Raw genomic sequence first — 21,343 nt, forward strand, 5'->3', positions numbered from 1 at the left:
TCCGGTGCACCGCGCTAGAAGGCAGCGGCGACGAAGGCCTGGAATTCGGCCAGGTCGGTGTTGCTGCCGGTGTAGTGCACGCCGTCGACGAGCACGGTGGGCGTGCCGGCAACCGACGGAATGTCGGCTCCATCGATCTTGGTCAGCGCGGCCTCGGTGTTCTGCTGGGACCAGCCCTCGTAATCCCCGGATTCGAGGCAGTCAGCGATGCTGATCGAGCCTGGCGCGAGGTCGGCGAGTTGGCTATTGCTGAGCCCGGCGGTCTGTTCGGAGGGCTGGTTCGCGAACAGAGCCGACAGAAAGGCGAGGGTCTCGTCGGGGTTCAGAGTGGCCTGGCAGGTCAGTGCCGCTGAGGCGCGGCTGGAGTAGTTCGTGCCCTGTGACCGCGAGTCGAGAAAGGTGAGTGAGTGCACTCGAAGCGTGATGTCGCCGCTCGCCACTCCAGCAGCGAGAAGTTCCCCGTTGGTCTGCTCGAACTGGGCACAGAACGGGCACATGGGGTCGACGTACTCGTCGATGATGACCGCGCCGGTGCCGAATTCGAGATAGCCAGCGTCGAAGTTTGCGGCGCCGAGCTGCCCGGTCGGCAGCGGCGCGGGCGACTCGGGAGCCGCCGACGACGTGGGCGAGCCCCCATCGAAGGAGCTGGAATTGGAGTCAATGGCGACCAGGAACGCCCCGATAGCGGAGGCAAAGACGATCAACAACACCAGCAGAACGCTTGTCACGGCGACCATGAAGTATCCGATGATGAGACCGGCCAGGGCGAAGCCACGGCCCAGCTCGCCCCGTGCGCGAATCTGCCCGAGCGCAATGTGTCCCGTGATGATGGCCACAAGGCCGATGAAGAACGACGACACGAACGACACGATGGCCAGGGTGTTGGTCTTCGGTGCACTCACGAACGGCGGGGGCACGAACGGCCCGGCTGGCACGCCCGTCGGCGGCACGGGTTGATACGGATTCGTCGGATTCGGCTGATCGCGGGGAGCGTCTGTTCCGGTGTTATCCATGTGCGTGTCCTTCGCTGGCTTCAAGTCGAACCCGGCAGGAGCCGAGTCTGTTGGGTCGTCAGGCCGACGGTGCGGTTTGGGCGATCTTGCCGAGCAGTCCGTTCACAAAGCCGGCCGAGTCATCCGTTGAGAGAATCTTGGCGGCTTCGACGGCTTCATCGATGGCGACGGCGTGCGGTACGGCATCGTTGTAGAGAATCTCCCAGATGCCGATGCGCAGAATGGCGCGATCGATGTTGGGCATGCGCGCAAGCGACCAGCCTTGCGAGTAGGTCTCGATCAGTTCGTCGATCTCTTCCCGGTGGTCGACGACGCCGTCGACGAGCTCACGGGCGTAGAGCCACGAGGTCAGTCGAGCCGGCTCGCTCGCTGCGCGCTCAGCCTCCGTTGCCAGCGACTCCGGAATGCTGATCTGACGCACATCGGCCGCGTACAGAATGTCGATGGCCCGCTTGCGAGCCTTGGTACGTGCGCTCATTCGTTGACGCGACCAAGGTAGTCGCCGGTGCGGGTGTCGACCTTGACTTTGGTGCCCTGTTCGAGGAACAGCGGAACCTGAATCTGGTAGCCGGTCTCGACGGTGGCGGGCTTGGTGCCGCCGGTCGAGCGGTCGCCCTGCAGGCCCGGCTCGGTGTAGGTGATTTCCAGGGTGACGGATGCTGGCAGCTCGACATACAGCGGGTTGCCGTTGTGCAGCGCCACGGTCACCGCCTGGTTTTCGAGCATGAAGTTGCTCGCATCGCCGACAACAGCGGCGGACACGGTGATCTGGTCGTAGTCGGCGACGTCCATGAAAACGTAGGCGTCGCCATCGTTGTAAAGGTACTGAAAGTCGCGACGATCGACGTTTTCGGTCTCGATCTTGGCGCCGGCGTTGAAGGTACGGTCAACGGTTTTACCGGAGACGACGTTCTTCATCTTGGTGCGAACGAAGGCGCCACCCTTGCCCGGCTTGACGTGCTGAAACTCGACGACGGCCCAAAGCTGGCCATCCATGTTGAGTACGACGCCGTTTCTGATATCAGCGGTAGAAGCCATGGGAGGGGTGTTCCGTTCAATTGATAAGGTGCGCGGGTGCAAATGGCACCTTATCGAGTCTACGTGCCCTAGCCTCAGGCTCCAAAGGCAATCCGGTGCCGGAGCGTCACGGTGCGGTGACGAAGTCCAGTGCCAGCCGGTAGGAGTCGAAGCCGAGACCGGCGATGACACCGGTCGCAATGGCGCTCACGACGCTCGTGTGGCGAAACGTCTCGCGAGCGTGCGGGTTGGAGATGTGCACCTCGATCAGCAGCAGGCCCGCCTTGGTAACCAGGGACGCAGCATCCCGCAGCGCATAGCTGTAGTGCGTGAACGCTGCCGGATTCAGGATCACCGGCATCCGCTCGTCGACGGCTTCGTACAGCCAGTGAATGAGTTCGGCCTCGTCGTCGGTCTGCCGCAGATCGATGCTCACGCCTTCGCGAGCGGATGCGACGAGCAGCTCGCGCAGGTCGTCCAGGTTCGCCGACCCGTAGACATCGGGCTCGCGACTGCCGAGGCGCCCGAGGTTCGGACCGTTCAGAACCAGCACTGTACTCATTCACTCAGCCTAGGCCGTGGTACCCGTGCCAGCGGGCCGCCCTCAGGGAGCAAGAATTGCGATGCCGTCATCGTGTGCCACGAACAGGCCGGAGATGCGCATGAGCTTGCCGAAGGACTCGGTCAGTTCCATCGCCCAGGCCTGGTCGGGGGCGGTGAGGGCCGCCGATCCCGGCCGTTCCAGCGTCACGATCAGGCTGCCTCCCGGAGCGTCCCGTGCCACGATCTCGTTGATCCGCACGGCGAATGGGCGAACGGAACCCGGTTCCGGACGTACCGGAATTCCGTCGATCGGAATCAGCAGCGAGAGCTGCTGCCCGTGGACGTCGAGCACCATGAGCCAGATCTGCGGCTGGATCGCGTGGCCGATCAGATCGAAAACCCGGGCTCTGGCCTGCTCCAGGGTGAACACGGGCGGGGAGTCTTCAATTTTCATTGACAGTGTCATGGGTCCAGAATGAATTACAGTTGCCGGGGCGAAAGGTTATCCCCAGAAAATTGCTGAACTCACTGGGCTGTGAATATCTTCCGGCGACGGTGTCAGCAGGGGCTCGACTCCCGCCGCAGGTCAGTACGCCTCGAGCCGGTGAGCGGCCCACACCACCGTGTCCGTGAGGTTCTCACCTCAGGGACAGGCGCCGCACATGGACGTACCTGTGCCGGCGGTCAGATTCGGCCGAGAAGTTCGGCGCGTTTTTGCTTCGTATTCTGCTTCGGAGAGGAGCCCCTCATCGCCAAGCTTGGCCAATCGCTGAATCTGCTCGACCGTATCGGGCGATAAAGGCATCGGGCGAGGATCGGTCTTTCGCGCGAGCCACAGGACTAGGGGTCTGCGTAGTAACGGAACGAAAACGTCCGCTAAGGATTGTGAAGGGTGTGCGGGGCGCCGTGGGCACGCCGTAACAGCTCGCCGCCGTCCTGATCCGGCGCAAGCTCTGATCAGTGCGAGGGCGCTCGTCGAGCCCACCTCGCCCGGTCGATCTCGGTCGTGTTTGTGGCACTGACCTAGGGTGGACGCATGGACGCCGACATTAACTTCTACTTCGACCCGGTCTGCCCCTTCGCCTGGATGACCAGCAAATGGGTGCGCCAGGTGCAGGCGCAGCGCGACTACACCGTGGACTGGCGGTTCATCTCGTTGCGCCTGATCAACGCCAAGGTCGACTACGACGCGCACTTCCCTCCCGAGTACGAAGCTGGCCACACCGCCGGACTCCGGCTCCTGCGGGTAGCCGCCCGGGCTCGAGCGGAGCACGGCCGCGAGGCGATGGCACCGCTGTACGCCGCCTTCGGGACCCACATCTTCGACACCGCCCCCAGCCCGGCCAACCACCAGGCCGAGGTCGACCTGCGTGAGCTCCGCGGGACGCGTGAGTTCGCGGAACCGATCCTCGCCGAGGCGGGCCTGCCACTCGAGCTGGCGGACGCTCTCGACGACGAATCATGGGACGGGGAGATTCAGCAGGAGACGGACGAGGCACTCTCGCTGACGGGAAAAGACGCGGGCACGCCCATCATCCACTTCGAGCCGCCCGCCGGTGTGGCCTTCTTCGGGCCGGTGATCAGCCGACTGCCACACGAGGACTCGGCGGTCGAGTTGTGGGACCACGTAGTCGCTCTGGCCCGCTTCCCGGGTTTTGCCGAACTTAAACGGAGCCTACGCGAACGGCCACAGCTAGCCGTGTTCGGAATCGACGCAGACACAGTCGGAAAACAAGAAGACTGGCACGGCGGCAGCCGGCGGCAGAAGTGACCCCCGTCGTTAGGGTAAACGCATGAGTGAGACAAGCACCCTCAGCCACCAAGAATCCATCCTCGTCGACGCATCGGCTACGTTTCTCTACGACCTTCTCTCCGACATCACCCGCACCGGCGAGTGGAGTCCGGTCTGTAAGTCGTGCTGGTGGGACGACGAGGCCGAGGCTGGTCGGGTTGGTGCCTGGTTTACCGGGCGCAACGAGCTCCCGCAGCGGACCTGGCAGACCCGGTCCGAGGTGGTGACGGCAGAGCGCGGTCGCGAGTTCGCCTGGGTGGTGGGCGGCAGCTTCGTGCGCTGGGGCTTCAGCTTCGCCGCTGCGGAGACCGGGACGAGGCTCACCGAGTCTTGGGAGTTCCTGCCGGACGGGATCGCCATGTTCGAGGAGAAGTTCGGCGACGAGGCGAACGCTCAGATCGCCGACCGCACCCAGCAGGCCCTCGATGGCATCCCCAAAACTCTCGCCGCGATCAAGCGGATCGTCGAGGTCTCCACCGATGCAGAAGACCAGGCCCAGTCGTGACTGGGCCGCTCGTCCTTATTCCTTCATGCTGTCTGTGCTTCCACCACGTGCGATGCTGACCCAGCACCCGTTCTAGATGACGGCGTTGGTCAGGACGGCGCCACGAGATAATCACCCTGTCTAGTGTGGATGTATGAGTCATTCGATAGTGCCGACGACCACGTATCTTCAGAAGCTTCAGGCTGACACTGCGCGGAGGATGCAGACCTCTGTGGCGGTGCCGTCGCGGTTCGCCGGGGCCCCGGAAGAACTGGTACGGGTCGTCGAAGCCCACGCCGAGGCGCTTGCCGAGGATCTGAGAGACGTCGTTCACAGTCTGCACGCCGACCCGGAGACCGCCTTTCAGGAGCATCGAAGCGCCGCCTATTTGGTGGAGCTGCTCGGTCGCCACGGGATAGCCGCACAGCTCGGCGTGAACGGGGTTGATACCGCAATTCGCGCCGAGATCGGGTCGGGCGACGGCCCGGCCATCGCGATTCTCAGCGAGTACGATGCTTTGCCTGACGTCGGGCACGGCTGCGGCCACAATGTGATCGCCGCGGCCGGAGTCGGTGCTTTCCTCGCGCTGTCGAACACACTCGCTGAGAATCCCGACGCATTCACGGGCCGGGTGGTATTGCTCGGCACCCCAGCTGAGGAAGGCTTCTCCGGCAAGGAGGTCATGGCCAGGCACGGTGCCTTCGACGGCCTCGACGCCGCGATCATGGTGCACCCCTACGGCTACGACCTCGCCGACCAGGTGTGGCTCGGCCGGCGGGTGCTCACCGTGACGTTTACGGGCGTCGCGGCGCACGCATCCGCTCAACCTTTTATGGGACGCAACGCCCTCGACGCGGCAACCCTGGCGTATCAGGCCGTTGGCCTGCTGCGTCAGCAGCTGCCGCCGGTGGACCGCGTGCACGCCGTGATCAGCGAGGGGGGAACTCGGCCGAGCATAATTCCTGAGCGGGCGGTGCTCGAGCTCTACGCCCGCTCTAAATTCGCCGAGACCCTCAAGGACCTCAGCGAACGGTTGAACGGCATCGCCCGAGGCGCGGCCTTGATGACCGGAACCAGCGTCGAGGTCGACTGGGACGAACACGCCCCCACCCTGCCGGTGCGAACAAACGACGCGCTCACCGAACGGTGGGTCGCCGCCCAACAGCGCCGCGGCCGCCAGCCGCTGCCGCTCGGCGTGGTGTCGGAAACCATCGCAGCGTCGACCGACTTCGGCAATGTCAGCCATCGCATCCCCGGTATCCACCCACTGATCAAGATCGCGGCACCAGACGTTGCCCTGCACACCCGAGAATTCGCGGCGGCCTCAGCAACGGATGCCGCCGAGGTCGGTGCCCTTGACGGAGCCTGCGGGCTCGCGCTCACCGCCCTCGATTTTCTCTGCGACGCCGAGCTGCGCCAGAGCGTGGCCGAGGAGTTCGCGGAGCAGGGCGGCGCGATCGACGTGCCGCACTTCTTCGACTGATTCCTCATTCACCGATCGACCCGAAGCAAGGTAGGCCCCATGTCTTCACAACCGTCCCTAACCCGGCGTAGCGCCCTAATCGATCGTTTTCTCGGCGGAATCGAACGCGTCGGCAACAAACTGCCAGACCCGTTCATGCTCTTCCTCCTGCTCTTTGGCATCACGGCGGTCGCGTCGACCGCGATGGCGTGGGCGAATGTCACGGTGCAACTGCCCGGAACCGACGAAGTCACGGTGGTCAAGGGCTTCTTCACTGCGGAGGGGCTCACCTGGTTCACCCAGAATATCGGGGTCAACTACCTGGGCTTCCCGCCGCTCGCGACGGTGCTGCCCATCCTGCTCGCGGTCGGTGTGGCCGAGAAGTCGGGCCTGCTCGCGGCGCTGATCCGCAAGACCTTCGGATCGGCGCCGCGCTGGTCACTGCCCTATGCCGTGGCGTTCGTGGGGGTCGTTGGATCGATCATGTCTGATGCGGCCTTCGTGGTCATCCCCCCGCTGGCCGCCCTGGTATTCAAGGCAGCCGGGCGGCACCCGGTGGCTGGGCTGCTCGGCGGGTTCGCCGCCGTGGGCGCCGGCTATTCGACCTCGCTGTTCGTGACGAGCCTCGACGCGCTGTTCGCCGGAATCACCACGTCTGTCACGCAGAACCTGCCCAACGCCGGTTCCGCCGTTACCCCGGTGTCGAACTATTTCTTCAATGTGGTTTCCTCGCTCGTGCTCATCGCCGTCGCCGGCTTCATTATCGACAAGATCCTGGAACCGCGTCTGGGTCGGCAGGGGATTGCGCGCCAGGAGATCGTCGACGACGACGACGACGCCGTGTTGGTTCCCGCCGCGATGAACGCCCGGCTCACGGACGCCGAGAACCGTGGCCTGTTCTGGTCGTTCGTGGCTGGTGCCGTGGTCGCTGCGGTGATTCTGGTCGGCGTGCTCCTGCCGGAATCTCCGTGGCGCAACGAAGACGGCGAGTTTCTGCCGCGCTCGCCCCTGCTGAGTTCGATCGTGTTCATCGTCTTCGCCATGTTTGTGATTCCGGGTCTGGTATACGGCAAGATCACCGGTACCATCGCCAGGGGCAGTGACGTGCCCCGCGTGATGGGGCAAGCTATCAAGGACATGAGCGGATTCCTCGTGCTCGCGTTCATCCTCGGCCAGTTCATTGCCCTGTTCAATTTTTCCGGAATCGGGAGTTGGCTCGCCGTGACGGGGGCCAGCGGCCTTGAGTCCATCGGTCTCACCGGATTTCCGGCCGTGGTCAGCTTCGTGCTGCTCGCCTCGCTACTGAACCTCTTCATCATTTCAGGCTCGGCGATGTGGACGCTGATGGCCGCCGTTTTCGTTCCGCTGTTCGTGCTCCTTGGCTACGAACCCGCGTTTATCCAGGGCGCCTTCCGGGTGGGAGATTCGGCCACCCAGGTGCTGACACCGCTCAACCCGTACATGATCGTGCTACTCACGATGCTGCGCAAGTACGAGCCGCGGGCGGGGCTCGGCACTATGATCGCCCGCATGCTGCCCTTCGCGGTTACGTTCTGGCTCGCCTGGGTGGGGGTGCTGAGTGTGTTCTACTTCTTCGACCTGCCGATGGGTCCCGGCAACGGGATCCTCATTCCCTAATGGAAGTCGCCGTTAGGCCGCGCGGAATAGTGCGCGACATCACCCTCTTATCTCCAGTGCAACCGAAAGGATTTTCATGACTTCCAGCCTGCCCACGATCTATGCCCTGCACGAGAACCCCGCGTGGTTTCCACCGTTCGCCCGGGCGTTTGAAGCAGAGGGTATGGAGGTAAAGGAATGGCTGCTCACCGACGGGGTTCTCGACCTGGATTCGGTGCCGCCGGAGGGAATCTTCTGGTCGCGCATCAGCGCATCCGCTCACACCCGCGACCACGGAATGTCGAAAGACTACGCGCGCGCCGTACTGGCCTGGCTCGAGGCCCACGGCCGCCGCACGGTGAATGGCCGGCGCGTGCTCGAGCTTGAGATGAGTAAGGTCGAGCAGTTGGTCGCGCTCAAGGCCGCCGGAATTGACACCCCGCGCACCGTAGCGGCGGTGGGCCGTGAGCAAATTCTCGCCGCGGCGCAGGGCTTTGCCGCCCCGTTCATGACCAAGCACAATCAAGGCGGCAAGGGCTTGGGGGTGCGCAAGTTCGACAGCCAGGACGAGCTCGCCGAGTATGTTGCCTCCGACGAGTTCGAGGAGCCGCAGGACGGCATCACACTCATTCAGGAATACATCCAGGCCAAGGAACCCTTCATCACCCGGGTCGAGATCGTCGGCGGCGAGTTCATCTACGCGGTCAAGGCTGATACCGCGCGGGGCGGCTTCCAGCTCTGCCCAGCGGATGCCTGCGCCATCGACCCGATCACGCGCGAGTTGATCATGCCTCCCGGCGCCACCATCGCACCCGTAGCCGGTCAGCAACTCTTCAGTGTGCGCGATGACTTCGACCACTCAATCATCGACAAATACCTCGAGTTTGCGCGGCGGAACGGGTTGGAAGTCTGCGGTATCGAGTTCATCGAGGCCGAAGACGGTCGAGTGCTCACTTACGACGTGAATACCAACACGAACTACAACGCGCTCGTCGAGGCCGAGGCCCCTCGTTCGGCTCCACGAGCCCTGGCACGGTACCTCAAAAAGCTCGCAGCCTAAAATACCTGGCGCCGGCCCCGGGACCAGCTCACGAAACGGATAAACCTGTACGTTGGCCCAAGGCGGTTCACGTGGTGGTTGGAACTACCGATATAACGGTGGTATCAACCAGGATGGTTTCATTTAACTCTGCCAGCGCGACCTCATTTCAGACTGCTTGATACATGGCCTGCTCCCTGCATGTTGTGTGTGGGGCTGACCCGCAATAGCACCAAGTGCAGGCGGCTTACCCGGCGCGGTTCTATAACCGGGAACACACCCACAGCGCGCACCCGAGGACGTGAACATGACCTCGGGTGCGCGCCGTAGTGCTCAGTCAGATGTCGCTGGCAGTCTCAAACACTGAGACCTGCGGGGCGCTGGCTAGCAATGAGCCCAGTTCGGTCGCACCCGCGCCCCCGCGCCACTGACGATAGGCCGCGTCAGCGTCGGCCGACGCCCACCGCTCCAGCAAAATCATGTGGGCGGGATCGTCGCAATCAAGCAACACGTCAACACCCAGACACCCCTTAAATGCTCGGGTCCCAGTAAGGATGTCTCGCAGCATGGCCGGCGCAGCGAGAACGGCTTCCGATTTCAGGCGAAGGTCAAGAAGAACTGTCAGGGCCATGAAAACTCCAATTCATATAAAAGTGAAAGGTCGGACGTGGTGCTTAGAAGTTGAGGATCTGGTAGCCCTCGACCACGAGAGAACGGATACTTGCTTCGCCCTTGTACTCAGCCAACAGCGGCCACCCGCCAGCGTCGACAGCGTCGGTAACCCCGTGGGATGCGACGCAGAATGCACAGGCGCCCCGGATGTTGTCGTGCAGGGCGACGGCGAGGGGATTCATCTTGTGCTTGGGGTCTGAGATGGCGGCGAGGGATTCAACGCCCGACCCGTCAAAAACGACGACGACGTCATCACCGGCGTCCTTAAATTCTAGGGCAGTCTTGAGACCGCGATAGACGCGTGAACTGTCGGAGCCGATGGGCTCATAAATGACGACGGCGATCTTGGAATCAGACATAAATATTTACCTCCTAGTTAGACCGATCTGGCTACTACTGAGTATACCGATCAGTCTGGTAATATCAAGGCATGCATTCGTCGACCATCACCCCGATAGTAAGCGCCAAGGCGCGCCTACTCGCGTCGGCAGGCCACCTATTCCACGAACACGGCATCAATGCAACGGGAATCGATCTCGTTGTGCGTAACGCGGGCGTCGCCAAAGCCAGTCTCTATAACAACTTCGCCAACAAAGAAGCTCTTGTCGTGGCCTACCTGGAACAGGAACTAGACGGCTGGATTGGAAACGCTCACGCTCTGGACAATCCGCTTTCGCCACGCCGGGAGCGGATCTCAGCACTATTTGAGGCCCTCGCCCGCTCAGTTGAATTGAACACGTTCCACGGCTGCCCATTCACCAACGCCGTGATTGAACTACCGGAATGCGCGGCAGTACGCACAGTCGCCAAACGCTACCGCGCCGTCGTTCGCACACACCTGGCCAACCTCATCGGTGCAGACACTACGTCCACAGCAGTATCCCGACTGGTCTTGCTCTACGACGCCGCCATCACAGCAGCGAAAGTCGGACGCGACGCTGTTCTCGTCCGCGAAGCGAGCACCATGGCACAAGAACTCGTCGACGCTCACAACCCGGATGACTCGCAACAAAGCCGATAAAGACGGTGTCTACGGGCGGCGAGACCGCCCCATTTTGACTGCGCTCGACAAGCTCGACGAACCACCCAGCCTGACAACACTTCACACCCTCATCCAAGAACGTCTGCCTCGCATAGATCTGCCCGAACTACTCCTCGACGTCGCCGGCTGATCCAGTTTCCTCACCGAATTTACCCACAGCTCTGAAGGCGAGCACGTGCCGATGATCTTGATGTGAGCATCTGCGCCGTTCTGCTCGCTGAGGCGTTGACCGCGGTGAACGCGGTGAACGTGTCGCTTCGGATGTAGTTCTGATCTGCCCAGGACAATCGGGCGCGGTTCAGTGCCGCAACGCTTGGCCGGGTAACGGGCTCGAGACGATGTTGCACGCCCGGTTCGTGGACGCACAAAGCCGGGTACCGCTTGCCAAGGCTCGGGGTACTGGGGACGTTGCCTCAGCCGACGGGCTCCGGTTTGTCGTCCCCGTCCGAACCCTCAACGCCGGGTCCAACCCTCGATATTTCGGCGCCGGCAGAGGAATCACCTCCTCAACTTCGTCTCCGAACAATTTGCCGGCTTCCACGCCATCGTCGTCCCCGGTACGCCCCGCGACAGGCTCTACGTCCTCGACGGTCTCCTCGAGCAGCAAACAACGCTCCAACCCACCGAGTTGATGACCGACACTGCCGGCTACTCCGACCAAGAGTTCGGCCTCTTCCGTCTCCTCGGATACCAATTCAGCCCGCTCCTTGCCGACATCGGTTCGGCCCGCTTCTGGCGCACCGACCGAACTGCGAACTACGGTCCCTTGAATGGCCCTGCCCGAAATCAGAAAAACACCGACCTGATCACCACCCACTGGGATGATCTGCTGCGTGTCGCGGGAAGCCTGGCCACAGGCACAGTGCAAGCGTCAGAGCTTCTTCGTGTCTTGCAAGGAGGCGGCCGGCCAACCCCGCTGGGCCGTGCCTGGCGCGAGTACCAACGGACCAGACCCGCGTTGTCGGCATCGACCACGATTATCTGACCACCACCGTCGTGGGCTGTCGATGATGCTCCGGAGCGCCTCGCGCAGAAGCTGGGCTCCCCACTTACCGGTTACATCCCCGCGAAGGGACTGGTCCATGGCCTGCTGGGCGAGCAGCCACGCGGGCGCCCAACGCAGAACACCTCGCTGAAACGGCCTGGGCAGGTCAGACCGCACCACCATGGTGGGACAGATCGCGTAGTAGCGGACGACGCGCTCACCGATGCCAGCGCGCATCCGTTCCAGCAGCAGATAGACCATGCTGGAACCTGATTCGACGGCCGTGCGGGCATGCTCGCTCAGCCACTGGTTGTAAGCCGGCTCGCCGCAATCGAATGTTGTCAGGTCGAACTCGGCGGCCAGTTTAGTGACGCGGTATCTCCGGTCGGTCACCGAACGATTAACCGCGGAAGTTCGGCGAATATTTTGCCTCCTCGTGCAACTGTTCGGCTTTTGTACGGTTTTACGGAGACTTTGGTGACTACATCGGGCAGCAGAAGCTCTACGAATGATGAGAGGATGCCCCGCACTCTGGCCGATCGCCGGGACGGTACCCCTAGACTGAAATTCCTACGGTGGCCGCGGCCTCGTCGCCCGACCAATGCTGATCGGAAGGAACGCTGATGGGACACGGCTTGAAGAGTACGTCGTCGGTTCCCTCCGGCCCCGCGCGGGAAAGCCTGGTCGCCCTGGAACGGGCCCACGAATCTGCCGTCACAGACCGGGTCTTCCAGACCGGCGTTCGCAAGCTCGTGCAGGATTCCTGGCAACGTTCGCTCTCGCTCAGCCTCGACCCCGGCAGCGTGGCACCCGAGCGGGCACTGACCGACGTCGAACTACGGGACCTCCGCAACCAGCATCCGCTTGCCGCGGTGTTGCCGGTCGTGCACAACCTGCTCATTCGCCACGCCCTCGACGCCGAGTTGCTGGTGGCGATCGGCGATGAGTCCGGCCGACTGCTCTGGATCGACGGGGACCGGGTGCTGCGCCGCCAGGTCGAGGAAATGCTGTTCGTCGAGGGGGCCGACTGGTCGGAGCAACGGGTCGGAACCAGCGCCCCCGGCACCGCCCTCGCCCTCGACCGGGGCATTCAGATTCGGCGGGCCGAACACTTCAACGCCCTCGCCCACCCGTGGAGTTGCACCGCCGTGCCCATTCACGACCCGGACACCGGCAAGATCCTGGGCGTGATCGACATCACGGGCGGCGACCAGGCGGTCGCGCCGCAGACACTCCCCCTCGTCGAGGCGGCCGTCGCCGCCATGGAGGCGGAACTACGCATCCAGCGCCTCGACGGCCACCGCACGATTGCGTCCGACCGAACGGATGCGCGCGCGCCCCGCCGCTCCAGCATCGCCCTGCTCCCGGCCCCGGGCCGCAACCTGGTGCCCGTGGGGTTCGGCGTGCTCGGCAGCGACTACGGCCACCTCGAGAGCGGCGGAATGGCCATCGATGTCAGCCCGCGGCACGCCGAAATTCTCACCCTGCTCGCCTGGCACCGCGAAGGACTCTCCGCCGACCGACTGGCTTTTCTGCTCAGCGACCAGACCGGCAGCGGCCAGAACAACAGCGTCGATACCCTGCGCGCCGAGATGGTGCGGGTACGCAAGGTCTTGGAGCAGGTCAGCCCGCCGGTCGTCATCGGATCTCGTCCCTACCGGATGCAGTTCCCGGTGGAGCTGGACGCCCAACGGGTGCTGGCATTCCTGGAACGCGGCGCCCACCGGGTGGCCCTCGCCGCCTACCGCGGACCGGTTCTGCCCAACTCGCTCTCCCCCGGGATCATCGACATTCGCACCGAGGTCAGCGCCCGCCTGCGTGAGGCGATGCTGACCGATGCCTCGGTCGACCTGCTCCTCGAATATGCCCGGTCAGAGGAAACCACCTACGACTCCGAGGTCTGGCGTGCCTGCCTGGAGCTGCTGCCGGCCCGCTCCCCCAAACGCGCCACGGTCGTCGCCCGGTTGAAGCGCATCGACGACGAGCTGGGCGCCCTGCGCAATACTTCGCAACGGTAACGCAACGCGCTCGCTTTTAGCGTTGAAGGCACGAGTCGCGGCCCGTCACTCTGACGTGTTCACGCGGCCTCATCTGACACGGTCGTCGCACAGCAGTCGACGATGCAGTCGCCAGATCTATCGCCCAAGGAGTCACATGACCATTTACGCAGCGCCCGGAACACCCGGAAGCCACGTCACCTTCAAGCCACGCTACGAGAACTGGATCGCTCGTGTCGTACTACGAGAACGCGCTGGGCTTCTTCTAGAGCGGATGCCGGGCATCCGCTGGTCGCTTCATCGCGCGTTTGCGTGTGGCCGCGACCGTCGAAGCCTCGCAACCTTTTGCAACGTTGGCACTCCTACTCTGGAAACACCGCAGAACGCGGACCGACATCGTCGTCGAAATAGGAGTGACATGACCGTCTATTCAGTCCCAGGAACACCCGGCTCCAAAGTTACTTTCAAGTCTCGGTACGAGAACTGGATCGGCGGCGAATGGGTCGCCCCGGTCAAGGGTCAGTACTTCGAGGACATCACCCCCGTCACCGGCAAGCCGTTCGCCGAAGTCGCTCGCGGCACCGCTGAAGACATCGAACTGGCCCTCGACGCCGCCCACAAGGCCGCACCGGCCTGGGGCAAGACCAGCCCCACCGAGCGCGCTGCCGTGCTCAACAAGATCGCCGACCTGATCGACGCCAACACCGAAATGCTCGCCGTCGCGGAGACCTGGGACAACGGCAAGGCCGTCCGCGAGACGATCAACGCCGATATTCCCCTCGCCGCCGACCACTTCCGCTACTTCGCCTCGGCGATCCGCGCCCAGGACGGCGACCACGCCCAGCTCGACGGCGACACCGTCTCGTACCAGTTCCACGAGCCGCTCGGCGTCGTCGGCCAGATAATCCCGTGGAACTTCCCCATTCTGATGGCCGTCTGGAAGCTCGCCCCGGCCCTCGCCGCCGGCAACGCGATCGTGCTGAAGCCCGCCGAGCAGACCCCGGTCTCGATCCTGGTGCTGATGGAGCTCATCGGCGATATCCTCCCCCCTGGGGTGGTCAACGTCGTCAACGGCTTCGGCCTCGAAGCGGGCAAGCCGCTCGCCTCGAGCAACCGCATCCGCAAGATCGCCTTCACCGGTGAGACCACGACCGGCCGCCTCATTTTGCAGTACGCGTCGGCCAACATCATCCCCTCGACCGTTGAGTTGGGCGGCAAGAGCCCGAATATCTTCTTCAGCGACGTAGCCCAGGAGAAGGACGCCTTCTACGACAAGGCGCAGGAAGGCTTCGTGCTCTTCGCCTTCAATCAGGGCGAGGTCTGCACGGCCCCGAGCCGCGCGCTGTTGCAGAAGCCGATCTACGACAGCTTCCTCGGCGACGCCGTCACCCGGGCCAAGAAGATCATCCAGGGCAACCCGCTCGACACCGACACCCAGATGGGCGCGCAGGCCAGCAACGACCAGCTCGAGAAGATCCTCTCCTACATCGACATCGGCACCAAGGAGGGTGCCAAGCTCGCCCTCGGCGGCGAACGTGCCGACCTCGGCGGCGACCTCACCGACGGCTACTACGTGCAGCCGACCATCTTCGAGGGCCACAACAAGATGCGTCTGTTCCAGGAGGAGATCTTCGGACCGGTGCTTGCCGTGACGAGCTTCACCGACTACGACGACGCCATCTCGATCGCCAACGACACCATCTATGGTCTCGGCGCCGGTGTCTGGTCGCGCAACGGCAACGTCGCGTACCGGGCGGGTCGCGACATCCAGGCCGGCCGTGTCTGGGTGAACAACTATCACGCCTACCCGGCTGGCGCCGCGTTCGGCGGTTACAAGAGCTCGGGAATCGGCCGCGAGAACAACAAGCTCGCGCTCGGGCACTACCAGCAGACCAAGAATCTGCTGGTGTCCTACTCAGAGAACAAGCTCGGCTTCTTCTAAACCGCACCTCGGTACCAGCGGATGAGTTCACTGTAGGTCTGGCCCGGGGGCTGCCAACGACGTAACGTCGTAGGCAGCCCCTTTTTCATCGTTTCTTCTGTAGAAAGGTCCGTCAATGTCGACACCTACGATAACCGCGTCGGTCACGATCGCCGGCGAAACCGTCCCCCGCGTCGAGCTCACCCCGGTCGCGGTCGATCTGCTCCGCAGCCTGTGGGAGGAGCACGGTCCGCTCATGTTCCACCAGTCCGGCGGATGCTGCGACGGCAGTTCGCCCATGCTGTTCATGGCCGGGGAGTTCATCACCAGCGACCAGGACGTACGCCTCGGCCAGTTCGACCTGGCCCCGGCCGGTGGGCCCGCTCAGCCGCTCGACTTCTGGATGTCGGCCGAGCAGTTCAACTATTGGAGCCACACCTTCCTCACCGTCGACGTCGTGCCGGGCCGTGGCAGCGGGTTCAGTGCCGAGGCTCCGCGCGGCGTGCGCTTTCTCATCCGCTCCAAGCTGATGACCACGATGACCCCATTCGCCGCTCCGGCTGACTCCGCCGAGACGGTCGAAGCGGATGCCGTAGTCCCGCTCGCCCCGGCCCGCAGTCCCGCCTGACGCGGTATCTACTGACCTATGGCCTGGTACGCGCTGAACAGCAGCGACGCGTCGGGGCCCTCGAGAATGGTGGGCTTGCCCACGTCGTCGAGCACGACAAAGCGCAGCATGCCGCTGCGGGTCTTTTTGTCGCGCTGCATCGTGGCGAGCAGGGTGGGCCAGCGGCCCACCGGGTAGACGGTCGGCAGGGTCAGAGATTCGAGGATGTTGCGGTGCCGGTCGACGATCTCGACCGAGAGACGGCCACTCAGAGCGGCGAGCTCGGCCGCGAACATCATGCCGACCGCGACGGCAGCACCGTGGCGCCAGCCGTACCGTTCGGCGTGCTCGACCGCGTGCCCGAGAGTGTGCCCGTAGTTGAGGATCTCGCGCAGGCCGGCCTCCTTGAAGTCCTCCCCCACGATTCGTGCCTTCATGGCGATCGACAGTTCGATCAGGCGGCGAAATTCGGGGGTGGTCGGGTCGGTGGCGCGGTCGACATCCGCTTCGATGATGTCGAGAATCTCGGGAACCTGAATGAACCCGGCCTTCACGATCTCGGCGAAGCCGGCGAGGATCTCATTCTTCGGCAGGGCATCGAGCAGGTCGAGGTCGCAGAGCACGGCGGCGGGCGCATAGAAGGTGCCGACGAGGTTCTTGCCCTCGGCGGTGTTGATGCCGTTCTTGCCGCCGACGGCCGCGTCGACCATCCCGAGCACGCTCGTGGGAATCTGAACGAGTTTCACGCCGCGCAGCCAGGTGGCCGCGACGAACCCGGCGAGGTCAGTGACGGCGCCGCCGCCGAGGCCGATTACGGCATCGGTGCGGCTGAAGTCGGATTGGCCCATGACGCCCCAGCAGAACGCGGCGACCTCGACCCGCTTGGCGGCCTCGGCGTCGGGAATCTCAGCGAGCAGCACTTCGGAATAGGTCTCGAGCAGGTTGTCGCGCAGGGCGACAGCCCGGGCTCCGACGGTGGAGGTGTGCACGATGAGAACCTTGTTGACGCCGCTGCCCAGCTGATCGGCGACGGTAGTGACGAGGCCACGCCCCACACTGACCGGATAGCTGTCAACGCCGGTTACGGTGATCACTGTGGTGCGGCTCTGTTCGGTCATCATTGAAATCTCACTCATCATTTCTTTCTTGTACCCAATTCACGATTTCGTCGGCAATGCCGCTGATCGGTCGGTTGGAGGTGTCCAGGTGAATCGTCGCGAGGGCCTCATAGGTGGGGCGGCGCAGGTTGTAGATGCGTTCCCAGTCGGCGATACCACCGGTCAGGAGCGGCCTTTTGCTACCGCCGAGACGTGCCTGCACGGCAGCACGGGTAACGCTCAGGTAGACGACAGTCGCGTCGTCGAGATCCGCCTGGGTGTCGACGTTCAGCACTGCTCCCCCGCCGAGCGACACGATGGCCGGCTCGCCGAGCGCCCAGTCCACAGCTTCACGCTCGATGATGCGAAAATACTCTTCGCCCTCGCGAGCGAAAATCTCCGGAATCGGACCGTAGCTCTCCACGATGCGTTTATCGGTGTCGATGAAGGGTACGTTCAGGCCGCGGGCAACCCGGCGACCGATCTTGGTTTTTCCGGCGGCCATCGGCCCGATGAAAACGATCGGCAGCAACGAGTTGCGCTGGGTCAGCATCGAAACAGCCGAAGAGTCGTCACAGCGTTGCGTCGCTCGACGCGCCCGTGCGCAGGTTGGCCGGAATGTTGGCCAGGTAGGACTCGAGGTTGCGCCGGGTCTCGCCGATCGAGTCACCGCCGAACTTCTCCAGAACCGAGTTCGCGAGCACGAGCGCCACCATGGCCTCGGCGACAACGCCGGCTGCCGGGACCGCACAGACGTCGGAGCGTTGATGATGAGCCGGTGCCGGCTCGCCCGTGGCGACGTCGACCGTGCGCAGTGCCCGGGGAATCGTGGCGATCGGCTTCATGCCGGCGCGAACGCGCAGCACCGTGCCGGTGCTCATGCCGCCCTCTGTGCCACCAGCCTTGTCGCTAACGCGCTGAATGGCACCATCCGCCTGCACGAGTTCGTCGTGGGCGGCCGAGCCGCGGCGGCGGGTGGTTTCGAAGCCGTCGCCGACCTCGACGCCCTTGATCGCCTGAATGCCCATGAGGGCAGCGGCGAGCTGGGAATCCAAGCGTCGATCCCAGTGCACGAAGGAGCCGAGGCCGGGGGGAAGGTTGTAGGCGAGCACCTCGACCACGCCGCCGAGGGTGTCGCCGTCCTGATGCGCGGCATCCACTTCAGCCACCATCAAAGCGGATGTCGCGGCGTCGAAACAGCGCAGCGGGTCGGCGTCGAGGGCATCGACGTCGCCCGGCTGCGGCAGCGGCGTGCCGTCGGGCACCCGCACCGGGCCGATGGCGATGGTATGGCTGACCAGCTGGATTCCCAGCTCGTTCAAGAACGACCGCGCGACGGCGCCGAGCGCCACCCGAGCGGCGGTCTCGCGGGCGCTCGCGCGCTCCAGCACCGGGCGGGCTTCATCGAAGCCGTACTTCTGCATGCCGGCCAGGTCAGCATGTCCGGGCCGGGGTCGGGTCAGGGGCGCGCCGCGGCCGCGGGCGAGCGTGGCCGGATCTACCGGTGCGGCGCTCATCACATCGACCCATTTGGGCCATTCCGAGTTGCCGATGCGCAGCGCGACCGGTCCGCCGAGGGTGACGCCGTGGCGCACGCCACCCGAGAGGGTGAGCTCGTCCTCTTCAAATTTCATGCGGGCGCCGCGGCCGTAGCCGAGCTTGCGGCGCGCCAGATCGAGACGGATCGAATCAAGGGTGACCGGGATTCCAGCGGGCAAACCCTCGACAATGGCGATGAGTTCGGGGCCGTGAGATTCTCCGGCAGTGAGCCAACGAAGCATGCTTCCTATCTTTCCACAGCAAGGTGGGGGCCGGCGTCGCTGGGACCAGGGTCGCGGGTCAGCGCGCCGCGCATGGCCGCCAGCACTGCCGGCTCGTCGGGTAACGGTTCAAACGGGTCGGCGGTGACGAACACCCGTACCTGGATGAGGGCCTGGTGCAGAAGCATCCCGAGCCCGTTCAGCACCGTGCCCCCAGCGGCCTGCCAGGACGAGGCGACTCCGCTCGGCCACGGTGAATAGGCGACGTCGAACAAGACGGCCCGTTCACGCAGTTCGAGCGGCAGTGGCGTCGGGAGCACGGTCCCCCCGGGCAGGGTGCTGATCACGACGTCGCTGTCGACCCGGGTGACGCCGCCGAAATCCTGCAGGTCAACGACCACGCCAAGTGTCCGGCCGAGCTCGATCAGCGGCTGCGCCTTGACCGCATCCCGCATGAGGACCGTGACGAATTCAGCGCCGAGTTCGGCTGCCGCCATCAGAGCGGATGCCGCTGTCGCGCCGGCTCCGAGCAGGGTCACGTGCGCCGCGCGGGTGACTCCACTCTCGGCAAGGGCACGCACCAGCCCCGCAACGTCCGTGTTGTAGCCACTCAGCGTGCCGCGTCCCTCGACCCGGCGCAGCAGCACGGTGTTGACCGATCCGGTCAGCTGGGCCACCCGATCGCAGTCGTCGATGAACGGCAGAACCTCCTGCTTGAGCGGCATAGTCAGTGACAGACCGCGCCATTCCGGCCCGACTTCGCTCAGGAACATGGCCAGGGAGCCGGCCTTCACCTCGACCGCATCGTAAGACCAATCGAGGCCCAACTGACGGTAGGCGGCCCGGTGCAGCAGCGGCGAACGGGAATGCTTGATCGGCGAGCCAAGCACCGCGAGGCGGTTCGAGCTGAGGCTATCCATATTCGGGGTGCTCCCTCATCCAGTTCTGCCAAACGACGACCGCGGCGTCGTGTTCTGCCACGGTGGTGGAGAACACCGTCTCGCCGGTATCGAGGTTGACGGTCACGAAGAACAACCAGGGACCGTCAACCGGGTGCAGGGCGGCGTCAATGGCGAGGTCGCCCGGGTTCGAGATGGGGCCGACGACCATGCCGGGATGCACGTACGTGTTGTAGAGATTGCCGGCATCCGCGCGTTCGGCGTTGGTCGTGGTGACGAGATGGGTGTTTCCGGTGCCGTAGGCGACGGTCGCGTCGGACTGCAGCAGGCCGCTTTCCCACTGGGTCGGGTCCAGCCGGTTGAGGAAGACCCGCGACACCTTGTAGTAGTCGTCGCGCAGGCCCGCCTCTCGCTGAATGAGTGAGGCGAACACGATGGTCGACCAACGGTCTGCGACCGCGACCCCAGCTGTGTCGAGGGCCTCGAACTGCCGGTTCACCATCGCCTGAAGGGCCACCTGTGCGGTGTCGCCCGGCGAGAACGTGTACGTGGCGGGAAAGAGGAATCCTTCGAGGATGGTTGCCTCGGGGGGGAGCCCGAACGAGGCGACGTTCGCTGCTGCGGCTTGCAGATCGGCGAGGGGAATATCGGTTCCCTCGGAGATCGACTGCAAGACGTCGACGGTTGCGGTGCCCTCGGGCACCACCACGGTCTCGCTCAGCCTCGTGCCGTCGTCGAGCAGGGCGTCGAGGGCCGTGCTCGCCACCATTTTCGTTTTCAGCTGGTAGGCGCCGGGCTGGAAGACGGGTTCGGGTTTGGTCTGCAGCAGAATCGCGTAGAACGCGTCGAAGCTTTTCACCACGCCCTGGTCGACGAGGGTATTGGTAATCTCCGAGCCGCCGTCACCGTCGTGGATCATCACGATAATGTCCTTACCGGTGGCGGCTTCCTCGGCGGTGAAATCGGCGGGCCCCTGCGTGGCCGCGATGATTTGCGAGATGGGCCCCTGGAGAAAGAGGTACGCTCCGACCACGAGGGCTGCCAGCACAACGAAGACGATCAGGCAGCCCCAGGCACCCTTATGGCTGCGCTTTTCTCGCGGCGGTTCGTCAGCGAGCAGCGAACGACGCTTGGCACGATCGCGGCCGGAATCATTGCTCTCGTTCGCCGTCAGGAAGTCGGTGGCGGCGCCCGCGGGCACAACTGCTTCGCGGGAAAGTCGCGAGAGTAGCGGTGCCTCCGGGGCGACGGCGGAACGGGGCGGTACGGCCTGGATCTCGCCAGTGGCCGCCTGTTCGGTTGCTGGCTGCTGCGCGGCTGCCTGCTCCGCCGCGGCCTGTTGCGCGCGCAACTGACGGCGGCTCGGTAGCGGCTCTTCCGGGGTGGAACTCGGCAC

22 protein-coding genes and 2 pseudogenes are annotated in these 21,343 nt (G+C 64.3%); 11 read left to right on the forward strand and 13 right to left on the reverse strand.

What is annotated here, in order from left to right; all coding sequences use genetic code 11:
- Positions 1-14: 14 nt before the first annotated feature.
- The 5 genes from CXY78_RS17130 to CXY78_RS17150 all read right to left on the reverse strand — a co-directional run bounded on the left by CXY78_RS17130 (position 15) and on the right by CXY78_RS17150 (position 3,039).
- Positions 15-1,013 carry a thioredoxin domain-containing protein gene (locus tag CXY78_RS17130; RefSeq protein ID WP_092340060.1) on the reverse strand — a complete coding sequence of 333 codons (999 nt, stop codon included), beginning with the start codon at positions 1,011-1,013 and terminating at the stop codon, positions 15-17.
- Positions 1,014-1,071: 58 nt separating this feature from the next.
- Positions 1,072-1,491, reverse strand: coding sequence for a transcription antitermination factor NusB (nusB, locus tag CXY78_RS17135; protein ID WP_092340059.1), 420 nt, complete (start codon positions 1,489-1,491; stop codon positions 1,072-1,074).
- On the reverse strand, positions 1,488-2,051 hold the full coding sequence (gene efp, locus CXY78_RS17140; protein ID WP_092107753.1) for an elongation factor P: 564 nt from the start codon (positions 2,049-2,051) through the stop codon (positions 1,488-1,490). The genes nusB and efp overlap by 4 nt, the downstream gene beginning before the upstream one ends.
- A gap of 106 nt (positions 2,052-2,157) precedes the next feature.
- The gene (locus CXY78_RS17145; RefSeq protein ID WP_092340058.1) at positions 2,158-2,592 is read right to left on the reverse strand and encodes a type II 3-dehydroquinate dehydratase; all 435 of its coding nucleotides are present in this window, start codon (positions 2,590-2,592) and stop codon (positions 2,158-2,160) included.
- 42 nt (positions 2,593-2,634) lie between these two features.
- Positions 2,635-3,039, reverse strand: coding sequence for a hypothetical protein (locus CXY78_RS17150; RefSeq protein ID WP_092340057.1), 405 nt, complete (start codon positions 3,037-3,039; stop codon positions 2,635-2,637).
- A gap of 570 nt (positions 3,040-3,609) precedes the next feature.
- On the opposite strand from CXY78_RS17150, the gene CXY78_RS17155 reads away from it, so the two are divergent.
- From CXY78_RS17155 to CXY78_RS17175, 5 genes are all read left to right on the forward strand, one after another.
- Positions 3,610-4,344, forward strand: a complete 735-nt coding sequence (locus CXY78_RS17155; protein ID WP_092340056.1) for a hypothetical protein — start codon at positions 3,610-3,612, stop codon at positions 4,342-4,344.
- A 22-nt stretch (positions 4,345-4,366) separates the two neighbouring features.
- Positions 4,367-4,870, forward strand: a complete 504-nt coding sequence (locus CXY78_RS17160; RefSeq protein ID WP_092340055.1) for an SRPBCC family protein — start codon at positions 4,367-4,369, stop codon at positions 4,868-4,870.
- A 199-nt stretch (positions 4,871-5,069) separates the two neighbouring features.
- A complete protein-coding gene (locus tag CXY78_RS17165; RefSeq protein WP_233206226.1) occupies positions 5,070-6,332 on the forward strand; it encodes a M20 family metallopeptidase in 1,263 nt (420 codons plus the stop codon).
- A 39-nt stretch (positions 6,333-6,371) separates the two neighbouring features.
- Complete coding sequence (locus CXY78_RS17170; protein ID WP_104090390.1) at positions 6,372-7,949, forward strand: AbgT family transporter; 1,578 nt, start codon at positions 6,372-6,374, stop codon at positions 7,947-7,949.
- Positions 7,950-8,025: 76 nt separating this feature from the next.
- Positions 8,026-8,988 (forward strand): RimK family alpha-L-glutamate ligase, encoded by a 963-nt coding sequence (locus tag CXY78_RS17175; RefSeq protein ID WP_104090391.1) that lies wholly within the window; start codon positions 8,026-8,028, stop codon positions 8,986-8,988.
- Between the two features lie 316 nt (positions 8,989-9,304).
- Here CXY78_RS17175 and CXY78_RS17180 read toward each other — a convergent pair whose 3' ends face one another.
- Together CXY78_RS17180 and CXY78_RS17185 are read right to left on the reverse strand one after the other, a co-directional pair.
- Complete coding sequence (locus tag CXY78_RS17180) at positions 9,305-9,598, reverse strand: putative quinol monooxygenase (RefSeq protein ID WP_092340051.1); 294 nt, start codon at positions 9,596-9,598, stop codon at positions 9,305-9,307.
- Between the two features lie 43 nt (positions 9,599-9,641).
- Positions 9,642-9,998 (reverse strand): DsrE family protein, encoded by a 357-nt coding sequence (locus tag CXY78_RS17185; protein WP_092340050.1) that lies wholly within the window; start codon positions 9,996-9,998, stop codon positions 9,642-9,644.
- A 71-nt stretch (positions 9,999-10,069) separates the two neighbouring features.
- Here CXY78_RS17185 and CXY78_RS17190 point away from each other — a divergent pair, with 71 nt between their 5' ends.
- From CXY78_RS17190 to CXY78_RS22200, 3 genes and pseudogenes are all read left to right on the forward strand, one after another.
- The gene (locus CXY78_RS17190) at positions 10,070-10,660 is read left to right on the forward strand and encodes a TetR/AcrR family transcriptional regulator (protein WP_104090393.1); all 591 of its coding nucleotides are present in this window, start codon (positions 10,070-10,072) and stop codon (positions 10,658-10,660) included.
- Positions 10,638-10,811, forward strand: a complete 174-nt coding sequence (locus CXY78_RS21105; RefSeq protein ID WP_158252799.1) for a hypothetical protein — start codon at positions 10,638-10,640, stop codon at positions 10,809-10,811. The genes CXY78_RS17190 and CXY78_RS21105 overlap by 23 nt, the downstream gene beginning before the upstream one ends.
- Positions 10,812-11,019: 208 nt before the next feature.
- Positions 11,020-11,666: pseudogene (locus CXY78_RS22200) on the forward strand (Tn3 family transposase).
- Here CXY78_RS22200 and CXY78_RS20840 read toward each other — a convergent pair.
- Positions 11,553-12,059 carry a hypothetical protein gene (locus CXY78_RS20840; RefSeq protein ID WP_134505309.1) on the reverse strand — a complete coding sequence of 169 codons (507 nt, stop codon included), beginning with the start codon at positions 12,057-12,059 and terminating at the stop codon, positions 11,553-11,555. The pseudogene CXY78_RS22200 and the gene CXY78_RS20840 overlap by 114 nt on opposite strands.
- A gap of 230 nt (positions 12,060-12,289) precedes the next feature.
- On the opposite strand from CXY78_RS20840, the gene CXY78_RS17205 reads away from it, so the two are divergent.
- From CXY78_RS17205 to CXY78_RS17215, 3 genes and pseudogenes are all read left to right on the forward strand, one after another.
- Positions 12,290-13,684 carry a GAF domain-containing protein gene (locus CXY78_RS17205; RefSeq protein WP_104090396.1) on the forward strand — a complete coding sequence of 465 codons (1,395 nt, stop codon included), beginning with the start codon at positions 12,290-12,292 and terminating at the stop codon, positions 13,682-13,684.
- A 397-nt stretch (positions 13,685-14,081) separates the two neighbouring features.
- Positions 14,082-15,605, forward strand: coding sequence for an aldehyde dehydrogenase family protein (locus CXY78_RS17210; RefSeq protein ID WP_092340045.1), 1,524 nt, complete (start codon positions 14,082-14,084; stop codon positions 15,603-15,605).
- Positions 15,606-15,720: 115 nt separating this feature from the next.
- A pseudogene (locus CXY78_RS17215) lies at positions 15,721-16,116 on the forward strand (DUF779 domain-containing protein); the annotation flags it as partial.
- 104 nt (positions 16,117-16,220) lie between these two features.
- Here the strand turns inward: CXY78_RS17215 and aroB are convergent.
- Genes aroB through mltG form a run of 5 tightly spaced genes read right to left on the reverse strand, consistent with a single transcriptional unit; the run spans position 16,221 to position 21,343 of the window.
- Positions 16,221-17,327, reverse strand: a complete 1,107-nt coding sequence (aroB, locus tag CXY78_RS17220) for a 3-dehydroquinate synthase (protein ID WP_369827337.1) — start codon at positions 17,325-17,327, stop codon at positions 16,221-16,223.
- Positions 17,320-17,841 (reverse strand): shikimate kinase, encoded by a 522-nt coding sequence (locus CXY78_RS17225; protein ID WP_174777067.1) that lies wholly within the window; start codon positions 17,839-17,841, stop codon positions 17,320-17,322. The genes aroB and CXY78_RS17225 overlap by 8 nt, the downstream gene beginning before the upstream one ends.
- 19 nt (positions 17,842-17,860) lie before the next feature.
- Positions 17,861-19,069 carry a chorismate synthase gene (gene aroC / locus CXY78_RS17230; RefSeq protein WP_104090399.1) on the reverse strand — a complete coding sequence of 403 codons (1,209 nt, stop codon included), beginning with the start codon at positions 19,067-19,069 and terminating at the stop codon, positions 17,861-17,863.
- Positions 19,070-19,074: 5 nt separating this feature from the next.
- Positions 19,075-19,968 (reverse strand): shikimate dehydrogenase, encoded by an 894-nt coding sequence (locus CXY78_RS17235; RefSeq protein WP_104090401.1) that lies wholly within the window; start codon positions 19,966-19,968, stop codon positions 19,075-19,077.
- Positions 19,961-21,343: an endolytic transglycosylase MltG gene (gene mltG, locus CXY78_RS17240; protein WP_233197313.1), complete on the reverse strand. Its 1,383-nt coding sequence runs from the start codon at positions 21,341-21,343 to the stop codon at positions 19,961-19,963. The genes CXY78_RS17235 and mltG overlap by 8 nt, the downstream gene beginning before the upstream one ends.

The organism is Cryobacterium sp. N19, assembly GCF_002929595.1.
GTDB lineage: Bacteria > Actinomycetota > Actinomycetes > Actinomycetales > Microbacteriaceae > Cryobacterium > Cryobacterium flavum.